We start from the raw sequence: 18,995 nt of genomic DNA on the forward strand, positions 1-18,995 counted from the left end.
AGAAAGTCAATCAGTCCTAGCCTGACGGTCATTGATCCTCTGCTGGAACTCAGACCATGTCCCCTCTGATCCGCTTGTCCGCCAGTTTTATCGCCCTGATGATGGCCATGGGCATCGGGCGTTTCGCCCTCACCCCGCAAATGCCGCACTTGCTCAGCGAAGGCCAGATCGACCTGACCGCCGCCGGTCTGATTGCCGCCGCCAACTACCTCGGCTACTTCGTCGGCGCCGTGGATGCAATGTTCTCCCGTCGCCCGGAGCAAGTCCGGCGACGTCTGCTGGGAGGCTTGTGGCTGTGCGTGCTACTGACCTTGGCGTCGTTCTGGGCCAACGGTTTCTGGTCGCACCTTGTGTTGCGCTTCGGCACCGGCGTCGCCAGTGCGTGGGTGTTGGTGATGATTACGGCGTTGAGCCAGCCACTGGCCGCAGCCGCCGGACGTCCACGCCTCGGCGCTCTGGTATTTGCCGGACCGGGTCTGGGGATTTTTCTGACAGGGTTGCTGGCTTTGGGCTCGAACCTGCTGGGGCAGACCTCTGCCACCTTGTGGCTGGTCTACGCCGGCGTAGGGCTGGCGATGCTGCTTGGGATCCTGCCTTTCCTGCCGCAGCCTGGCGCGAGTGCGCCCACCGTGCAACACGCCGTCACATCGGGCAATCAAGGCATCGGCCGTCTGGCGTTGATCTACGGCTTGTACGGTTTGGGCTACATCATCCCGGCCACGTTTCTCTCGCAAATGGCCAGCGCACAGTTTCATGGCCAATGGCAGGCCGACCTGTTCTGGCCGTGCTTCGGCTTGGCGTCGGCCATCGGCGTGGTGCTGGTCAGCCTGCGTCGACAAACCGCGAATGGCACGCGTCACTGGCTGATAACCACATTGTGGCTTCAAGCGGCCGGGGTGTTCGCCTGCCTGTTGGGCAGCGGTCCGGGCCTGGCATTGGGGGTGATCCTGTGCGGCACGCCGTTCCTCGCCTGCATGCAACTGGTGATGCAACGTTCGCGGGAACTGGCGCCCCACGCCGCCCAGCGCAATGCCGGGCTGCTGACAGCGTGCTTTGCCGTGGGCCAACTCAGCGGGCCGTTGCTGGCAGCCTTGAGCAGCCACTTCAGCGGCGGATTGGCGCCAGCGCTGGTATTCGCCGGCAGCGGCTTGCTCATCGCCGGCGGGCTGTTACTTCGTCCGGTCAGTGCTGCCCAAGGGCTTTGCGCAAACGACGGCGCACCCACTGCTCAGCGCTGACAAAGGTGATGCCAAGCAACACCAGTACGGCACCGATGACGAAGTTGAGGCTCAATTTTTCACCCAGCAGCACCACGCCGAACGTGACGCCGAACAGCGGCGTCATGAACGAAAACACCGCCAGATTCGCCGCCAGGTAACGGCGCAGCAGCCAGAACCACGTCAGGTAGCTGAAGAACGACACCACCAACCCCTGAAACAGCACGCTCGCCACCGCAAACGTGGTCAGGCTGACATGGGTGACCTGACCACTGAGCATCGCGATCAGCAGCAGGCCGACGAATCCGACGATCAGTTGATAAAACAGGGTCAGGGTGACGGGTGCTTCCGACAGTCGCGAGGCGCGCACCACTACTGTGGTCGCGCCCCAGGAAGCACCGGCCAGCACGCCCAATGCATCGCCCATCAACATGCGGTGATCGAGGTTGTCCCAGGACACGCCACCCGCAAAGGCAACGGCGATCCCGACGAAGGCGAGGAAAATCCCCAGCCACTGCACGGGCCTCAAACGCTCACTGGGCAGCAGCCAGTGCACGCCCAACGCGGTGAAGATGGGCGCGGTGTAAAGGAACACCGACATGTGCGCGGCCGTAGTCAGTTGCAAACCTTCGGAAATGAAGTAGAACTCCAGGCCGAACAATGCTCCGGCCAGCAAGCCGCCGCGCCAAGTGCTACCGACCTGATCCCAGCCGCCCTTCCAGCAGATCAACAGTCCTACAAGCAACGCGGAAATACCCGACCGCCCCGCCGCTTGCATCACGGGTGCAATATCGGGCGCCGCCCACTTGATCATGACCTGTTGCACACCCCAGATCAGGCACAGCCCGATCATCACTTGCAGGGCAAACCCATCGGCGCTACGCCGGGTGGCGCTCACCGGAACACCTCGACAACACAATCCATGGCAGTGACTCGACAGTAAAAAGCAAAGCCCCGGCGTGCTTGTTCAAAAAGCATCGCCGGGGCGAAAAATTATGCTGTCGATTATTAACCAGATGGCCAGAAAATGCCGCCTGAACGGGACCTTTAAATTCCCGATTGCGTCATCCGGCGGTGGCCACCGCTACGGTTTGCTGGGTTTGTTCGCGCCAGGCCAGCACGAGATACAGGGCGCCCCCGAGGAAGCAGCCAGTGAACCAGGCGAAGTTCGCCATCGGTTGCAATACAGGGGTAAAGGTAATGGCCACGCCCGTGAAGGTTGCAGGAATCAGCGCTTTAACCGCCGTCCAATTGACCCCGCCGCTGTAGTAATACTTACCGTTGGGGCCATCATCGAACAGCGCATCGACGTCAATTTGCTGTTTTTTGATCAGGTAGTAATCCACCAGCAGAATCCCGAACAGCGGACCGATGAACGCCGCCAACACGTCGAGGGTGTAGTGAATCACTTCGGGGTTGTTGAACAGGTTCCACGGGGTGATGAAGATCGAGGCCACGGCCGCAATCATCCCGCCGGCACGCCAGCTGATTTTGCTCGGGGCGACGTTGGCGAAATCGAATGCAGGGGACACAAAGTTGGCGACGATGTTGATGCCGATGGTCGCGGTGACAAAGGCGAAGGCGCCGAGCAGCACGGCCACGCTGTTGTCGATGCGCGCCACAGTGGCAATCGGGTCGTGCAGCATTTCACCGAACACCGGCAAGGTCCCGGAAACGATGACCACCGTAACCAGGGAGAAGGCCAGAAAATTCACCGGCAAGCCCCAGAAATTTCCACGCCGCACGTCTTTCATGCTTCGGCAGTAGCGACTGAAGTCACCGAAATTCAGGGTCGGACCGGAAAAGTAAGACACCACCAGCGCCGTGGCGACAATCACTTGTCCGAACGCTTCCCAGCCGGACAGGGATTTTTCCGCAAGGGTGAAACTGATGTTGCTCCAGCCGGCCTGCCAGACGATCCAACCCGCGAGCATGAACATCACGCCATACACCACCGGTCCTGCCCAATCGATGAAACGTCGGATCGACTCCATGCCGGCCCAGAACACCAACGCCTGGACACACCACAAGCTAAGGAAACCGAACCAGCCCAGGTAGGACAAACCGGCGAAATGCGGTTCGGCGTAGGCCGCCATTGCAGGAAAGAATCGCAATACAACGATGATCAAGGCGCTGGACGCCAGGTACGTCTGAATTCCGTACCAGGCCACGGCGATCAGTCCGCGGATAACCGCAGGAATATTCGCCCCGAACACGCCGAAGGCCAGTCGGCAGATCACCGGGTATGGCACCGCCGCTTGTTGGCTCGGCTTGGCCACCAGGTTGGCGATCAGTTGCACGATGCAGATCCCGCCAAGCAATGCGATCAATACCTGCCAACTGGCCAGGCCCAGGGCGAACAGGCTGGCGGCGAACACATAACCACCGACGCTGTGCACATCGCTCATCCAGAAAGCGAAGATGTTGTACCAATTCCATTTCTGCGGCAGCGGCCCCAGATCCTCGTTATACAGGCGGGGGCTGTAGCCGTTGGGCAATTGCTCGGTCATCGCGGGGCTCCTCGAAACAGCCCCCGGAATTGATGCAGCAACCACACTGCACACGGGAGCTGGCATGGTTTGTATACGAGTTGCTACGCAGAATGCGTGCCATGCGACTAGAACCTGTGACAAACCGGTCTTTCAGCGCCAGATAGCGTCAAGCAATTAGGGGTTGAAGCTCACGACAATGCCCATGAACAGGGCAACCCCGCCAGCAAACGGTGCAGAATTTTATGTATACAACCGAATAAGTGGCTGCTGCGCAGCCAATCGCGAGCAGGCTCACTCCCACATTTGATTGTTGTCGTACCAAATATTTGTAATCACTGAAGATCAATGTGGGAGCGAGCCTGCTCGCGATGGCGTCACTGCAAACCGCCGAGATGCTAGGCCTTGCGCGCAGCCCAGAATCCAATAGAACAGGCCACACACGTCGCAAAAGTACCCCAGGCCATGTCCATCAACGCCAACTGCGCCGACCACCCGTGCAACGTCGCCCAATTACTCAAGTCATACGTGCCGTAAGCCACCAGCCCCAGCAACGCGCCCAACGCCGAGGCACGTCGCCAGGTTTTCGCCGGCAACACCACGAACACCACGCAACCGAATACATAAAGCAGATAGAACACCGCTGCCGGGGCCAGCAGCGGTGAATCGAGCATCAGCGAACCGAGCAGCGCCCGATAAGTGGGCGCCATCAACACGCCAAGCCAGAGGCCGTCGAGCACGAGAAACGCCAGCAGGGTGCCAGCGTATGCCCACAGTGATTTCTTCATAGCCGCTCAACCCCATGCCATCGACCTGCATGGGGCCGATGCGAGGTCAGCTTAGTTCAATGCGATCGGCATGAATGACGATCTGGCCATTCTTGTACAGCGCGCCGATGGCCTTCTTGAAGTTGCCTTTGCTGACGCCGAACAGATTGGTAATCACGGTCGGGTCGCTCTTGTCGCTGACCGGCAGGGTGCCGTTGTTTTCACGCAACTTGGCAAGGATCTTCGAATTGAGGCTGGTGGCCGCTTCTTCGCCGACCGGTTGCAGACTCAGGCTGATCTTGCCGTCGGCACGGACTTCTTTGATAAAGCCCTTCTCTTCTTTGCCGGCGCGCATGAACTTGAAGATTTCGTTCTTGTGAATCAGGCCCCAGTGCTTGTTGTTGATGATCGCCTTGAAGCCCATATCGGTCGCTTCGGCCACCAGCAAATCAACTTCCTGACCAGGGGTGTAATTGGCCGGGGTCTTGTCCAGGTAGCGATCCAGACGCGCCGTCGCGGTGATGCGGCGGGTGTGTTTGTCGAGGTAGACGTGAACCACGACATATTCGCCGGCCGTCATCTGGCGCTTTTCTTCGGAGTACGGCAGCAGCAGATCCTTCGGCAGACCCCAATCCAGGAAAACACCGATGCTGTTGACTTCAACGACTTTCAAACTGGCGAACTCACCGACCTGAACTTTCGGCTTTTCGGTAGTTGCGATGAGTTTGTCATCGCTGTCCAGATAAATAAAAACGTTAAGCCAATCTTCATCTTCGCTGGGAATATCTTTGGGAATATAACGATTAGGCAGAAGAATCTCGCCTTCCGCGCCACCGTCCAGATATAAACCGAAGTTAGTGTGTTTAACCACTTGCAAACTGTTGTAACGCCCGACTAAAGCCATTTCCAATACCCTCATTGCGTGGGCGACATTCTACCCGGTTTTGCGGGCGGCGTTTCCGTGGCCAGCCCGGTGACACCGGAATTTCTTCCGAACGCCTTGATTTCCGTGGGTTCTGCCGGTTGTGTCTGGCCGCTCGTCAGACCGCACGGATGACTTCTGCCCTCCTCACCCGATCAAACGGCTGAATTTCATCCCCCTTGTTCTTAGTTAAAACAGCGGCTTAGGGGCTTATTTCGAATAATAATCGGCGAATAAATACGCCCTACGATGTGTATTTTGAGGGGATATTTACCAAGCAATTGTCAAGTATTTCCTGTACGATGCCTGGCCAAGTTAATTTTCTACAGGTTAATGGCCGCCATGCGTGTAAAAGCATCCAACAGCAAAGCAAAGCCAGCTCCAGCCGTTGAAACCAGCGAATCAATCAACAACCAGATCGCTGCGTTCCTCAAGTCCGGCGGCGAGATCCAGCAAATTGCCAAAGGCGTCAGCGGCCAGACGTTCGGCCCGTCCAAGCAGATTACGCTGGGCAAGAAGTAACACCCCGCGTTAACTGGTCCATAAGCGCTTTGAGCTTCGAAGCGCTTGGACTGGAACCCTCCCCGCAACACCCCGCAAAACCCATCTAATTTTCAAAAATCGACGAACGGCCTTCGATGCCGAGCATTCGCCGGTATGCTTGCACACGTCTAGATCAAGCGTTTCAGTAGGTTTTAGTTCCTGCTCCGCGGTCATGGAGTGACGCATGCTCAAACCCTCCTGTTTATTACTCGGCACCCTGTTGTGGTGTTCGTTCGCCAACGCGCAAGTCTTCCAGCGCGAATTGGGCGATTTCGATCTCAAACTTGGCACCACTGCCAGCCGCAGCATGGCGCAGGGACTGGTCAAGCCTTCCAGCACCGGCTCGTTTCACGGTGGACTCGACCTGAGCCACAACAGCGGCTTCTATGTGGGCCAATGGGCACCCAGCATGGGCCTGACGCCTGGGGCCAACCTTGAAGTCGACTCCTACATGGGCTTCAAACAGTCTTTCGATCATACCCTCGGCTATGAAGTCGGCATGATCCATTACAGCTATCCGAAAGTGGACACCCTCGACAGCCAGGAGCTGTTCGGTGGCCTGACTTTTCTGGGCAGCCGTTTCGGCGCAGCATTCAGCAACGACCCCGACAAACAGAACAGCACCGTCTTCGCCGACCTGGGCGGCAATCAGCCGTTCGGCATCGGGATCAGCATGAAATACACCACCCACCAGCTCAACACCCCGGTGTCCGTCGACGGCGGGTATGTCGGCAGTTTCACCGATTGGTCGGTGCAACTTTCCCGGCCCTTCATGGGCGTCGACCTGGACTTGATCTACAGTGGATCCAGCCTCAGCGGCGGCGATTGCTCGGCCTATTCCGGGCACAACAGCCAATGCGACGGACTGGTCACCCTCAAGGCCGAACGCGCATTCTATTAATGGGCTGAACTGCCGCGCTCATGCAGCGCTCTTATAAGAATCCACTCAAGAAGCCAGAACTTCGCAAGGATTCGCCCCATGCCGCGCTGGTTAAAGTGTTTCGCCGTCATCATCACCCTCAGCCTCGCACTCGGTGCGTGCAGCCGCGTGGGCCTGGCCTATCGCAATCTCGATGTGATCATTCCATGGACGCTCAGCGATTACCTGGACATGAACGGCGAGCAGAAAGGCTGGTTCAACGAGCGCCTCAAAGAGCACTTGAGCTGGCACTGCAGCACACAGCTTCCGGGATACCTCGACTGGCTCGACCGCTTGCAAACCATGGTCGAGACCAATCAGGTCACCGACGCCGCGCTGCAAACCCGCACAGAGGAAGCGAAAGCAGCCATCGCTCAGACCGCCCGGGAAATCACCCCGTCGGCCATCGAATTGTTACAGGGGCTGGACGACAAACAAGTCGCAGAGATGAACGACGCCTTCGCCAAGGATCAGCGCAAGCGCCAGGAGGAATACCTGAAACCAACGCTCGATCAGCAGATCAAGGAACGTAGCGAGCGCATGGTAAAACGCCTGAATGACTGGCTCGGCCCACTCAGCCCGACCCAGCAACAACGGGTGGTCACGTGGTCGAAAGCCTTGGGCGACCAGAACACCCAATGGATCGCCAACCGCGCCCACTGGCAGAAACAGTTCAGTGCCGCGGTCGAGCAACGGCATAGTCCAGAGTTCCCACAGCGAATCGAGACACTTCTGGTCAATCGCGAGAGCTTATGGACACCGGCTTACCGTCAGGCCTACGCCAATACTGAGGCTCAGGCACGGGGATTGATTGTGGATCTGATGGCCGAGAGCACGCCGGCGCAACGCCAGCGGCTGTTGAAAAAGATCGAAGGGGTGAGGAAGGACTTCAACGATCTGAAGTGCCTGAAAGCCGCTAAACAAGGCTAAGCGCAATACGAAACAAATGTGGGAGCAGGCTCGCTCCCACATTGATATGAGGGGCATTCAGGCAATCTGCGCCTTCGACGCCACCTCATCAAACGTCACCACATCCAGCGCATCTTCCTGCTCATCCAATACCTGGCGCGGATGGTCATTACCCGGAATGCTGCTGTCGATCAGGCTCAACAAACTCGAGCCCCGTGGCGTCAAAATGTAATTGGAGCCCGTACCGCCCTGCTCTTCAGGCCGAGACTCAATGTAGCCGCGCTGCAGTAGCAACTTTTCGTACTCGCCGGCCACCGCTTTCAGGTGATCCAGGTTTTCCGTCTGCTCACCTTCCGTAGCTTTCTCGGCTGCGTAATCTTCGGCATAAGCCCGTGGGGTGTAGCTGGCAGCACCGTTCTGCACTTCGTGCAGCAAGCGTTCAATCAAATCCCAGTTGTAAGTTGTCATCCTGATTCAACCTCCGAAGCCTGTGAGTGAAATGGCCTTCTTAAGTTGTGACCCACTGGGTGTGCAGCCGTTCAGCTGAGGTTTCGAACAGCACCGCCTGGCGGCGTGTCGAATTTGGCGTAGGTCAAACGACTAGGCTTTGTCAGTCACCTCCCAGCACATCGCAGGAGAAAGCCAATGAACATTCAGAATCATCCCGTCGTGTCCCGCGAAGAATGGCTCGTCGCCCGCAAACAACACCTGGCCCATGAAAAAGCCTTCACCAAAGAACGAGACAAACTGAGCGCCGAACGTCGCGCCCTGCCTTGGGTGAAAATCGACAAGGACTACCGCTTTCAGGGCCCGAACGGCGAACTGAAACTCGCCGACCTGTTCGGTGGCCGCAGCCAACTGGTCATCTACCACTTCATGTTCGCCGCAGGATGGGACGAAGGCTGCCCCGGTTGCTCGTTCCTGTCCGATCACATTGACGGCGCTAACCAGCACCTGGCCCATCATGACGTCGCCGTGGTGGCGGTTTCCCACGCACCGTTCGCCGAATTCCAGGCATTCAAACGGCGTATGGGCTGGAAATTTGATTGGGTGTCGTCAGATGGCAGCGACTTCAATTACGACTTCGGCGTATCAGCCCGAGCCGAAGATGTTGTCGCCGGTAGAGCTACGTACAACTACGAAAAGTCTGACGGCGCCGAGGAAGAACTCCCTGGTCTCAGTGTGTTTTATCGCAATGAAGCGGGAGAGATCTTCCACACTTATTCCACTTATGCGCGAGGTCTGGACATGTTGGTCGGGGCCTATAACTACCTCGACCTGACGCCCAAGGGCCGTAATGAAGAGGAAATCATGGAGTGGGTGAGGCATCACGACAAATATGAAGACAAGGGGCCACAGAGTTGCTGCCATGGGGGATAGCCGGTAGACAGCGAGTCGCGGTCAACACAGGCAAGCCTGCGGCATTGACGTACACCTTTCCGCCGGCCTTTGTTGAGGTATTTCCGAAGAGCGATGCGTCCTACAGCCAGATGAACTTTCAGCTACCCGCAACCTCAACCGTTTAACCGCCCAATACGGAATTCGAGGCTTGCTATGAAAACCCTGATAACGCTCACCCTCGCCGCCACGTTTGCCTGCGCCCTCCCCGCCTGGGCCTGCACGCCAGAGGAAGCCACCGCCAAGCGCGAACAGCTGGCCAAGGAAGTGTCCAGGCTCACCGAACAGAATCCGACCAAGGCCAAAGAGATCAACGCCGAGTTGCAGAAGATGGATTTGGGCACCGCCAGCAAGGATTTGCCGGACAAGTGCCAGTTGATTGATCAGCGTCTGAAGGAGTTGCAAACGGCAGACAAAAAAGTCGAAGGCTGATCAGTCGTTAAATCCTGGGCATAAAAAAACCGGACATCAGTCCGGTTTTTTGTGGATCGCTACAACAGCTTATTCAGCTGCTGGCGCTTCCGGCTTGCGGCGCTTGAGTGGCGCCATGCCGTCCTTGCTGACCAGCGACAGTGCGTCGGTCTTCGGCCGGTTAGCGATCTTGCGCTTGGTCGGTGCCTTGGCGCCGGTTTTCTTCTTGTCGCCCTTGGCGTCGACCTTTTTCTTCTTCACGCCAACGGCTTTGCCCGAGGCCTTGACCTTTTTCGGTCCGCCGTAAGTGCCTTTGACTTCCTTGATGGTGCGGCGCTCGAAGCTCTGCTTGAGGTAGCGCTCGACGCTCGACATCAGGTTCCAGTCGCCGTGGCAGATCAGCGAGATGGCCAGGCCATCGTTGCCGGCGCGGCCGGTACGACCGATGCGGTGAACGTATTCGTCGCCGCTGCGCGGCATATCGAAGTTGATCACCAGGTCCAGGCCTTCCACGTCGAGGCCGCGAGCGGCGACGTCGGTGGCGACGAGGATCTTCACGCCGCCTTGCTTCAGGCGGTCGATGGCCAGCTTGCGGTCCTTCTGGTCCTTGTCACCGTGCAGGACGAACGCTTTGTAGTCCTGCGCCACCAGGCGGCCGTAGATACGGTCGGCCATGGCCCGGGTGTTGGTGAACACGATGGCCTTCTGATAGGTCTCGTTGGCCAGCAGCCAGTTGACGATCTGTTCTTTGTGCTGGTTGTGGTCAGCGGTAATGATCTGCTGACGGGTGGTCGCGTTCAGATCGCTGACGTTGTTCAGCTGCAAGTGTTCCGGATTGTTCAGGACCTTGGCGACCATCTCGCGCAGACCCGAACCGCCGGTAGTGGCGGAGAACAGCATGGTCTGCTGGCGGTTGGTGCACTCTTCCACCAGGCGCTGGACGTCTTCGGCAAACCCCATGTCGAGCATGCGGTCGGCTTCGTCGAGGACCAGCACTTCGACTTCCTTGAGGTCGAGGTTGCCGGCGTTCAGTTGCTCGATCATCCGGCCCGGCGTACCGATCAGGATGTCTGGCACTTTGCGCAGCATGGCGGCCTGGACCTTGAAGTCTTCACCGCCGGTGATCAGGCCGGACTTGATGAAAGTGAACTGCGCAAAGCGCTCGACTTCCTTGATGGTCTGCTGCGCCAGTTCGCGGGTCGGCAGCAGGATCAGGGTCTTGATGCTGACGCGGACTTTCGCCGGGCCGATCAGACGGTTGAGGATTGGCAAAACGAATGCAGCGGTCTTGCCGCTACCGGTTTGCGCTGTCACCCGCAGGTCACGCCCTTGGAGCGCCAGCGGAATAGCCGCTGCTTGCACTGGCGTTGGCTCGACAAATTTAAGCTCGGCCACGGCTTTGAGCAGGCGTTCGTGCAGGGCGAATTGGGAAAACACGGGTGCTACCTCGAAGAAATACAAAAAAACAGCTGCATAGGGTAACGGTTTCGAGCGCGAAGGCCGAGTGTCTTTATACAAACGACGGTAAACAGTGGCTTTTTTGTTGCCCGATTTGTCTCCAAACGTCATGCAATGCGTCTTAAATGCTCTAATCGCCCCGTCGCGTCCCATAGAAGAACCGTTTTCGCCCATGGATATCAAACAGCTCTGGCTCAACGCCCAAGACCTTTGGGGTGCCCTCGATCAGCACCCGCTCCTGCATTCCAGCCTGGCGCTGATCCTGCTGCTGATGATTGCGCTGGTCCTCGGACGAGTGGCGCGCTACCTCATTCTGCATGCGACCAAAATCCTCGGTCGCCAGCCAGCGCTGCACTGGATCAACGACTTTCGTCACAACAAAGTGTTTCATCGGCTGGCGCAGATGACGCCCTCGCTGGTGATCCAGTTCGGCCTGCATCTGGTGCCGGAATTGAGCAAGACCAGCCTGATTTTCCTCGGCAATGTCGCGCTGTCGTTCACCATTCTGTTCCTGTTGCTGGCGGTCAGTGCCCTGCTCAGCGCCCTTCTGGACATCTACGCGCGTACCGAGCATGCCCGCACCCGCTCGATCAAAGGCTACGTGCAACTGACGAAAATGGTGCTGTATGTGTTTGGCGCGATCATCATCGTCGCCACGCTGATCGACCGTTCGCCGCTGTTGCTGCTGTCCGGCCTGGGCGCCATGTCGGCGGTGATTCTGTTGGTCTACAAGGACACCCTGCTGTCGTTCGTTGCCAGCGTGCAACTGACCAGCAACGACATGCTGCGGGTCGGCGACTGGATCGAGATGCCGCAAGTCGGTGCCGACGGTGACGTGGTGGACATCACGCTGCACACGGTGAAAGTGCAGAACTTTGACAAGACCATCGTCTCCATTCCGACCTGGCGCCTGATGTCCGAGTCGTTCAAGAACTGGCGCGGCATGCAACAGTCCGGCGGACGACGGATCAAGCGCAGCCTGTTCATCGACGCCAGTGGCGTGCGCTTCATCCGCGATGACGAGGAGTTGAAGTTGTCCCAGGTTCACCTGCTGACCGACTACATCAGCCGCAAACAGGCCGAACTCAAGGCCTGGAACGAGGCTCAGGGCAATGTCGCGGCGATGTCCGCCAACCGTCGGCGGATGACCAACATCGGCACCTTCCGCGCCTATGCGTTGGCCTATTTGAAGAGTCACCCGGAGGTCCAGCCGAACATGACGTGCATGGTCCGCCAGATGCAGACCACCGCCCAAGGCATCCCGCTGGAAATCTACTGCTTCACTCGCACCACGGCGTGGGCCGATTACGAGCGGATTCAGGGGGATATTTTCGATTACCTGCTGGCGGTGCTGCCGGAGTTTGGCTTGAGCCTGTATCAGCAACCGAGTGGTGGGGATTTGCGAGCGGGGTTACTGCCGGCCATGTTGGGCGCAAGCCACATTCCCGAAGCCGAAAAACACATCATGTAAACACCGCAGAACCCAATGTGGGAGCGGGCTTGCTCGCGAAGGCGGTGTGTCAGTCAAAGCAGATGTCGACTGACACTTCGCCTTCGCGAGCAAGCCCGCTCCCACATGGACTTGCATTGTTTTGCGAGGTTGGCGGGTTACTTGATCTGACGCTGCGGCGCCTTGTGCACCATGGTGTAAGCGTAATCCACGCCCATGCCATACGCGCCGCTGTGTTCCAGCACCAATTCCATTACCGCTTCATAAGTGTCCTTGTGTGCCCAATCACGCTGATACTCAAGCAGGACCTGTTGCCAGGTTACCGGTACCGCACCGGCCTGAATCATCCGCTGCACCGACATGTCGTGTGCTTCCTTGCTGGTGCCGCCGGATGCATCGGTGACGATGTATACCTCGTAGCCTTCAGCCAATGCTTCGAGTGCCGGGAAGGTCAGGCAGACCTCGGTCCACAGCGCGGCAATGATCAGCTTCTTGCGGCCGGTGGCTTTCACTGCGTCAACCAGTGCCTTGTCTTCCCACGAGTTCATCGAGGTGCGCTCGATCGGCTTTTGCTCCGGGTGAACTGCCAGCAACTCAGGCCAGATGTAACCGCTGAAGCTTTCAGTTTCAACCGAGGTGTAGATGGTCGGCACGTTGAAAATCTTGGCGGCCTTGGCCAGGCCTACCGTGTTGTTCTTCAGCGTTTGACGGTCGATTGACTGCACGCCAAAAGCCATTTGTGGCTGGTGGTCGATCAGGATCAGGGCGGAGTTGGTTGGGTTGAGCAGTTCACGAATAGACATGGCGCGTTCCTTTTGATGTCGATTTTTCAAAGTCAGTAATGGGTGAGTCGACGTTGCCGTCAGCGGCTTTGTCGTCGGCTTGGATGTCACTTTAGAAGCTGGCACAAAAAGGGACAATCCCATAAAATCGAGAATCATTGATTCTAAAATAGGGACAATCATGGATCGCATCGAATGCATGCGCGCCTTTGTCGTCACGGTCGGCGAGAATGGTTTTGCCGCGGCTGCACGGGCAATGGATGTGCCGCGATCAAAAGTCAGTAAACAGATTCAGGCGCTGGAGGAAGCCATCGGTGTGCAATTGCTGCAGCGCACTACCCGCAGCCTGCACTTGACCGAGGCTGGTGCCGAATACTTCGAGGCAGCACGCGAAGTGCTGGCCGCACTGGACGATGCCGAACAGCGCGCGCGTAACGGCATCGGTGAATTGCGCGGAGTGTTGCGGGTCAATGCGCCGATGTCCTTCGGCCTGCGCCGACTGGGGCCGCTGATCCCGCTATTCCATGAGCAGCACCCGAACATCGAGTTGCAACTGGTGCTCAGCGACCAGCAGGTTGACCCGGTGCGTGGTGGTTTCGACGTGACCATCCGCATCGCCAGCCTGCCGGACTCGACGATGATCGCCCGGCAACTGGCGCCGGCTCCGCGCATCATGGTGGCGTCCCCGGCGTATCTGGCGCGCGCTGGCATACCGCAGACCCCGCAAGACTTGCGCGCCCATCAGTGCCTCAACTATGGGTACCTGCAAAGTGGCGTCAGCTTGCAGCTGTGTAACGGCACGGAAACTCAACGGGTCAACGTGACCGGCCCTTTACACGCCAACAATGGCGACTTGCTCGCCCAGGCCGCCGAAGCCGGCATGGGCATCGCCCTGTTGCCAAACTTCATTGTCGAGGATGCACTGGCGGCTGGTCGCCTGGTGCCGGTGATGTGTGAATGGCAGGCCCCCGCGATCACGATCAACGCGGTGTACCCTTCGGCACGTAAGGTCCCGCAGAAAACCCGGACGTTCATTGAGTTTTTGGTGGAGCAGTTATCGGAGAAATAACGCAGGGTTTAGTGTGCGATTGCAGGCTTGCGGATGCCCAACCGGCTGATCCACACCGCCGCCAGAATCACCGCCCCACCAAAGAACAATCGCCCCAACTCCTCATGCTGATTCCAGATCAGCAAATTGATCAGCAACCCCAGAGGGACATGCAGGTTATTCATCACCGCCAAGGTGCCGCCATTCACCAGGCACGCGCCCTTGTTCCACCAGTACATTCCCAACGCGGTCGAGACCAGGCCGAGGAACACCAGCACGCCCCATTGCAGCGGTGCTTCAGGCAGGAAGTTCTGTTTGCCGAACAATAGGAACGCCGGCAATACGACCGCCAACGCCCCCAGATAGAAGTAGCCAAACCGTCGATAATGCGGCAGATCGCTCGGATGTCGCGCCACCAGATGCTTGTAAAGCACCTGCCCGGCGGCGTAGGTGAAGTTGGCGAGTTGCAACAACAGGAAGCCCATGAAGAAGTCCGGATTGATCCGGTCGTAGCGAATCACTGCCGCACCCATCACGGCCACCAATGCCGCGACCAGCGCCCACGGATTGAAACGTCGGTTCAGCGCGTCTTCGATGAGGGTCACGTGCAGCGGCGTGAGGATGGTGAACAGCAACACTTCCGGCACGGTCAGCACCCGGAAGCTCAGGTACAGGCAAACGTACGTCACGCCGAACTGCAACGCGCCGATCAGCAGCATGCCGCGCATGAACGCCGGTTCCACCGAACGCCAGCGCGTCAGCGGAATAAACACCAGCCCCGCCAGCAACACCCGCACCAGTACCGCGAAGTAACTGTCGACGTGACCGGCCAGGTATTCACCGATCAGACTGAAGGAAAACGCCTGGATCAGCGTGACAAAAAGTAGATAGCCCATGCTCGCCTCGTTTCGAATGGCGGCGACGATAGCGGTTTTTGGCTATCACTGCGAACTGTCAGGCAACACAAAACCCTGTGGGAGCGAGCTTGCTCGCGATAGCGATATCACATCCAACATCAATGCCGACTGACACATTGCAATCGCGAGCAGGCTCGCTCCCGCAGTAGATGGGTATCGATTCACTAAATCGCAGGCAAAAAAAGCCCGATCTCGCTAAAGCGTTCAATCGGGCTACAGCACTCAGGAGCAACAAGTGCAAAGGGAGGTTCGATGCGCGTAAAGCCTTGAAGGGGTTTCGCCAGGTCACTTGAACATCAAGGGATTATCTGGCGATTAAAGCCTCAAGCCACTTGGGAAAGCTTGGCGTTGGCCTGGTTCAGGCCTTTCTCCTGGAAGTCACCGCCCAGGTTCATGCCTTCGGCGTGAATAAAGGTCACGTCGTGGATCCCGATGAAAGCCATTACCTGACGCAGGTACGGTTCCTGGTGATCGGCGGTGCTGCCAGCGTAGATCCCGCCGCGAGCGGTCAGCACATAAGCGCGCTTGCCGCTGAGCAGGCCTTGCGGGCCGGTGTCGGTGTACTTGAAGGTCACACCGGCACGCAGCACATGGTCGAGCCAGGCTTTCAAGGTGCTTGGGATGGCGAAGTTGTACATCGGTGCGGCCATGACCAGTACGTCGGCTGCCAACAGTTCGTCGGTCAACTCATTGGAGCGATCCAGGGCAACCTGTTCGATGTCGTTGCGTTGTTCGGCAGGTTTCATCCAGCCGCCGAGCAGGTTGATGTCCAGGTGCGGCACCGGGTTCACCGCAAGGTCACGCACGGTGATCTGGTCGGCGGGGTGGGCGGCTTGCCACTGGCTAATGAAGGTCTGGGTCAGTTGACGAGAAACCGAGTCTTGCTGACGGGCGCTGCTTTCGATGATCAGAACGCGTGACATGGGATGTAGGCTCCATCTGAGAATGCTGTAAGGCGATGGAGTGAAGGTTAAACAGAGTCATATCGATGAAAAAGCGCAAATAACTGCTATAACCCATCAACAATTTCGTTTATAAGCGGAGCATGCCGTGTGGGTGTGCTCCGCCGGGTGTCATTTAGGTAAGCACGTCAGGTCGATGCGCATCTTGATGATGGTGCGGGTGAACTTGGCGGTGGCGTTTTTGTGTTTGCCGGCGTCCACTTCGATCTTGCGGGTGCGCGGCGCTTCCGGGCCATTGCTGAACACCGCCGTACAGTTCGCATCGGTGGTGCCGTAGTTGCTCACCTTGATGGAGGCGATGTCGCTATCCGTGTCATACGCCTCGTAGTCGATGCTCATGCCGTTCAGCTTTTTTTGAACATCGACCGGATACGCAAACGCCGTCAGCGGCAGCATCGCCAGCAGCATGCAACCCGATACCACACAACAAAGCTTTTTCATTCAGCGGTCTCCAATAAGGACTGCCAGCTTAGGACAAGAGGAGCTATTCATGAAAGCGCCCCGCGTGACCCTTGATCAATGGCGAACGTTACAGGCCGTGGTCGACCACGGCGGTTTCGCCCAGGCCGCCGAAGCGCTGCACCGCTCGCAATCGTCGGTGAGCTACACCGTGGCGCGCATGCAGGACCAGCTTGGCGTACCGCTGTTGCGCATCGACGGCCGCAAGGCGGTGCTGACCGAGGCCGGCGGCGTGTTGTTGCGTCGCTCGCGACAACTGGTGAAACAGGCCAGTCAACTGGAAGACCTGGCCCACCACATGGAGCAAGGCTGGGAAGCGGAAGTACGGCTGGTGGTCGACGCCGCGTACCCGAGTGCCCGCCTTGTGCGCGCCCTGACGGCGTTCATGCCGCAAAGCCGCGGTTGCCGGGTGCGCCTGCGTGAAGAAGTGTTGTCGGGCGTCGAGGAAGTGTTGCTCGAAGGCGTGGCTGACCTGGCCATCAGCAGCTTCAGCATTTCGGGATATCTGGGGGCGGAGTTGAGCGACGTTGAATTCGTCGCGGTCGCCCACCCCGAACATGCCCTGCATCGCCTCAACCGCGAATTGAATTTCCAGGACCTTGAAAGCCAGCTACAAGTGGTGATCCGAGATTCCGGTCGCCAGCAACCTCGGGACGTCGGCTGGCTCGGCGCAGAGCAGCGCTGGACCGTCGGCAGCCTGGCCACCGCGGCAACTTTTGTCAGCAGCGGCCTGGGTTTCGCCTGGCTGCCCCGACACATGATCGAACGCGAACTCAAGGAAGGCACGCTCAAGCTGCTACCGTTGGATCAGGGTGGCAGCCGCAACCCGAGCTTCTACTTGTATTCGAACAAGGAAAAACCCTTGGGCCCGGCCACGCAGATTCTCATCGAACTGCTGCGCACCTTTGATACCGCGCCGCTGGATGCGCCGTTCGCCGCCCCTGAACAAGCCTGACACGGAGTGAAACCATGGCCTATTTCGAACACGAAGGTTGCAACCTGCACTATGAGGAATACGGCCACGGCACGCCGCTGCTGCTGGTCCACGGCCTGGGTTCCAGCACCCTGGACTGGGAAGAGCAGATCCCGGCGCTGTCGGCACGTTACCGGGTCATCGTCCCGGATGTGCGCGGCCATGGCCGCTCTGACAAACCCCGCGAGCGCTACAGCATCGCCGGGTTCAGCGCCGACCTCGTCGCCCTGATCGAGCATCTGAACCTGGGGCCGACACACTATGTCGGACTTTCGATGGGCGGCATGATCGGCTTTCAACTGGCCGTGGATCAGCCGCAATTGCTCAAAAGCCTGACCATCGTCAACAGTGCGCCCGAGGTCAAATTGCGCAGCCGTGACGACTATTGGCAATGGTTCAAGCGCTGGAGCCTGATGCGCGCCCTCAGTCTGGGCACCATCGGCAAGGCCTTGGGCGCTAAACTGTTCCCTAAACCGGAACAAGCCCAATTGCGTCAAAAGATGGCCGAGCGCTGGGCAAAAAACGACAAACATGCTTATCTCGCCAGCTTCGATGCGATCGTTGGCTGGGGGGTTCAGGAACGACTTTCAAGGGTGTCCTGTCCAACCCTCATCATCAGTGCCGACCGTGACTACACACCGGTCTCGCTGAAAGAGACGTACGTAAAACTGCTGCCCGATGCGCGGCTGGTGGTGATCGCCGATTCGCGCCACGCCACCCCGCTGGATCAGCCCGAACGCTTCAACCAAACCCTGCTCGAGTTTCTCACCGCAGTCGACACCACCCCACTCAGGATCCCTGACCCATGCTGAAAAAAATCGCCCTCGTCGCTGGCTCCGTTCTGTTTGCCGCCAACCTGATGGCCGCCACGCCTGCCAAGGCGCCGCACGTGCTACTGGATACCACCAACGGCCAGATCGAAATCGAACTGGACCCGGTCAAGGCGCCGATCAGTACCAAGAACTTCCTTGAGTACGTCGACAGCGGCTTCTACAACAACACGATTTTTCACCGTGTGATCCCGGGCTTCATGGTCCAGGGCGGCGGTTTCACTCAACAAATGCAGCAAAAAGAGACCAAGGCAGCAATCAAGAACGAATCCAAGAACGGTCTGCATAACGTGCGCGGCACGCTGTCCATGGCCCGCACTTCGGTGCCTGATTCGGCCACCAGCCAGTTCTTCATTAACGTCAAGGACAACGACTTCCTCGACCAGGGTGACGGTTACGCCGTGTTCGGCAAAGTGGTCAAGGGCATGGACGTGGTGGACATCATCGTCAACTCCCCGACCACCACCAAGAGCGGCATGAAAGACGTTCCGGCTGACCCTGTATTCATCAAGTCGGCCAAGCGCATCGACTAAACTGCACA

At 58.3% G+C, this 18,995-nt stretch carries 21 protein-coding genes; 11 read left to right on the forward strand and 10 right to left on the reverse strand.

Translation table 11 applies throughout. The annotated features are described in order from the left end of the window. The first annotated feature begins 56 nt into the window (after window positions 1-56). Entirely contained in the window at window positions 57-1,238 is a 1,182-nt protein-coding gene (locus QRN31_RS30465; protein ID WP_285436561.1) for an MFS transporter, read from the forward strand. Here the strand turns inward: QRN31_RS30465 and QRN31_RS30470 are convergent. The 4 genes from QRN31_RS30470 to QRN31_RS30485 form a co-directional block, all read right to left on the reverse strand. Beyond that, the gene (locus QRN31_RS30470) at window positions 1,183-2,115 is read right to left on the reverse strand and encodes a DMT family transporter (RefSeq protein WP_285436563.1); all 933 of its coding nucleotides are present in this window, start codon (window positions 2,113-2,115) and stop codon (window positions 1,183-1,185) included. The genes QRN31_RS30465 and QRN31_RS30470 overlap by 56 nt on opposite strands. 166 nt (window positions 2,116-2,281) lie before the next feature. Then, complete coding sequence (locus QRN31_RS30475) at window positions 2,282-3,727, reverse strand: NCS1 family nucleobase:cation symporter-1 (RefSeq protein ID WP_285436565.1); 1,446 nt, start codon at window positions 3,725-3,727, stop codon at window positions 2,282-2,284. Between the two features lie 377 nt (window positions 3,728-4,104). Beyond that, window positions 4,105-4,494 (reverse strand): DUF2177 family protein, encoded by a 390-nt coding sequence (locus tag QRN31_RS30480; RefSeq protein ID WP_285436566.1) that lies wholly within the window; start codon window positions 4,492-4,494, stop codon window positions 4,105-4,107. Window positions 4,495-4,540: 46 nt separating this feature from the next. After that, window positions 4,541-5,377 carry a CvfB family protein gene (locus QRN31_RS30485; protein ID WP_090181387.1) on the reverse strand — a complete coding sequence of 279 codons (837 nt, stop codon included), beginning with the start codon at window positions 5,375-5,377 and terminating at the stop codon, window positions 4,541-4,543. A gap of 351 nt (window positions 5,378-5,728) precedes the next feature. Between QRN31_RS30485 and QRN31_RS30490 the strand changes: the two genes are divergently transcribed. The 3 genes from QRN31_RS30490 (at window position 5,729) to QRN31_RS30500 (ending at window position 7,787) form a co-directional block, all read left to right on the forward strand. Next, window positions 5,729-5,917, forward strand: coding sequence for a PFL_1563 family small protein (locus QRN31_RS30490; RefSeq protein WP_017337097.1), 189 nt, complete (start codon window positions 5,729-5,731; stop codon window positions 5,915-5,917). A gap of 205 nt (window positions 5,918-6,122) precedes the next feature. Then, entirely contained in the window at window positions 6,123-6,839 is a 717-nt protein-coding gene (locus tag QRN31_RS30495; RefSeq protein ID WP_285436569.1) for a TorF family putative porin, read from the forward strand. Window positions 6,840-6,917: 78 nt separating this feature from the next. Next, window positions 6,918-7,787, forward strand: coding sequence for a DUF6279 family lipoprotein (locus QRN31_RS30500; protein ID WP_285436570.1), 870 nt, complete (start codon window positions 6,918-6,920; stop codon window positions 7,785-7,787). Window positions 7,788-7,844: 57 nt separating this feature from the next. Here QRN31_RS30500 and QRN31_RS30505 read toward each other — a convergent pair whose 3' ends face one another. Beyond that, entirely contained in the window at window positions 7,845-8,234 is a 390-nt protein-coding gene (locus QRN31_RS30505; RefSeq protein ID WP_285436571.1) for a transcriptional regulator, read from the reverse strand. A gap of 177 nt (window positions 8,235-8,411) precedes the next feature. Here QRN31_RS30505 and QRN31_RS30510 point away from each other — a divergent pair, with 177 nt between their 5' ends. Then, window positions 8,412-9,146 carry a DUF899 domain-containing protein gene (locus QRN31_RS30510; protein ID WP_285436573.1) on the forward strand — a complete coding sequence of 245 codons (735 nt, stop codon included), beginning with the start codon at window positions 8,412-8,414 and terminating at the stop codon, window positions 9,144-9,146. A gap of 174 nt (window positions 9,147-9,320) precedes the next feature. After that, the gene (locus QRN31_RS30515; RefSeq protein ID WP_222590238.1) at window positions 9,321-9,596 is read left to right on the forward strand and encodes a hypothetical protein; all 276 of its coding nucleotides are present in this window, start codon (window positions 9,321-9,323) and stop codon (window positions 9,594-9,596) included. Window positions 9,597-9,665: 69 nt separating this feature from the next. Here QRN31_RS30515 and QRN31_RS30520 read toward each other — a convergent pair whose 3' ends face one another. Further along, complete coding sequence (locus QRN31_RS30520) at window positions 9,666-11,012, reverse strand: DEAD/DEAH box helicase (protein ID WP_090181378.1); 1,347 nt, start codon at window positions 11,010-11,012, stop codon at window positions 9,666-9,668. A 193-nt stretch (window positions 11,013-11,205) separates the two neighbouring features. On the opposite strand from QRN31_RS30520, the gene QRN31_RS30525 reads away from it, so the two are divergent. After that, window positions 11,206-12,504 carry a mechanosensitive ion channel family protein gene (locus QRN31_RS30525; RefSeq protein WP_285436576.1) on the forward strand — a complete coding sequence of 433 codons (1,299 nt, stop codon included), beginning with the start codon at window positions 11,206-11,208 and terminating at the stop codon, window positions 12,502-12,504. Between the two features lie 137 nt (window positions 12,505-12,641). Here QRN31_RS30525 and QRN31_RS30530 read toward each other — a convergent pair whose 3' ends face one another. Next, window positions 12,642-13,286: a hydrolase gene (locus QRN31_RS30530; RefSeq protein WP_222590236.1), complete on the reverse strand. Its 645-nt coding sequence runs from the start codon at window positions 13,284-13,286 to the stop codon at window positions 12,642-12,644. Between the two features lie 160 nt (window positions 13,287-13,446). Between QRN31_RS30530 and QRN31_RS30535 the strand changes: the two genes are divergently transcribed. After that, window positions 13,447-14,334 (forward strand): LysR family transcriptional regulator, encoded by an 888-nt coding sequence (locus tag QRN31_RS30535; RefSeq protein WP_285436578.1) that lies wholly within the window; start codon window positions 13,447-13,449, stop codon window positions 14,332-14,334. Between the two features lie 8 nt (window positions 14,335-14,342). On the opposite strand, the gene QRN31_RS30540 is transcribed toward QRN31_RS30535, so the two are convergent. From QRN31_RS30540 to QRN31_RS30550, 3 genes are all read right to left on the reverse strand, one after another. Continuing rightward, a complete protein-coding gene (locus tag QRN31_RS30540) occupies window positions 14,343-15,209 on the reverse strand; it encodes a carboxylate/amino acid/amine transporter (RefSeq protein WP_222590234.1) in 867 nt (288 codons plus the stop codon). A gap of 344 nt (window positions 15,210-15,553) precedes the next feature. Next, window positions 15,554-16,153 (reverse strand): FMN-dependent NADH-azoreductase, encoded by a 600-nt coding sequence (locus QRN31_RS30545; protein ID WP_285436580.1) that lies wholly within the window; start codon window positions 16,151-16,153, stop codon window positions 15,554-15,556. Between the two features lie 150 nt (window positions 16,154-16,303). Further along, window positions 16,304-16,633: a 3-phosphoglycerate kinase gene (locus QRN31_RS30550; RefSeq protein WP_285436581.1), complete on the reverse strand. Its 330-nt coding sequence runs from the start codon at window positions 16,631-16,633 to the stop codon at window positions 16,304-16,306. 49 nt (window positions 16,634-16,682) lie between these two features. Here QRN31_RS30550 and QRN31_RS30555 point away from each other — a divergent pair, with 49 nt between their 5' ends. Genes QRN31_RS30555 through QRN31_RS30565 form a run of 3 tightly spaced genes read left to right on the forward strand, consistent with a single transcriptional unit; the run spans window position 16,683 to window position 18,987 of the window. Further along, window positions 16,683-17,606 carry a PA3225 family LysR-type transcriptional regulator gene (locus QRN31_RS30555; RefSeq protein ID WP_285436582.1) on the forward strand — a complete coding sequence of 308 codons (924 nt, stop codon included), beginning with the start codon at window positions 16,683-16,685 and terminating at the stop codon, window positions 17,604-17,606. Between the two features lie 14 nt (window positions 17,607-17,620). Then, window positions 17,621-18,436: an alpha/beta fold hydrolase gene (locus tag QRN31_RS30560; protein ID WP_285436584.1), complete on the forward strand. Its 816-nt coding sequence runs from the start codon at window positions 17,621-17,623 to the stop codon at window positions 18,434-18,436. Continuing rightward, window positions 18,430-18,987: a peptidylprolyl isomerase gene (locus tag QRN31_RS30565; protein ID WP_285436586.1), complete on the forward strand. Its 558-nt coding sequence runs from the start codon at window positions 18,430-18,432 to the stop codon at window positions 18,985-18,987. The genes QRN31_RS30560 and QRN31_RS30565 overlap by 7 nt, the downstream gene beginning before the upstream one ends. The last annotated feature ends 8 nt before the right edge of the window (window positions 18,988-18,995 follow it).

The sequence above is a fragment of the Pseudomonas sp. fls2-241-R2A-110 genome, from assembly GCF_030209165.1.
Lineage (GTDB): Bacteria > Pseudomonadota > Gammaproteobacteria > Pseudomonadales > Pseudomonadaceae > Aquipseudomonas.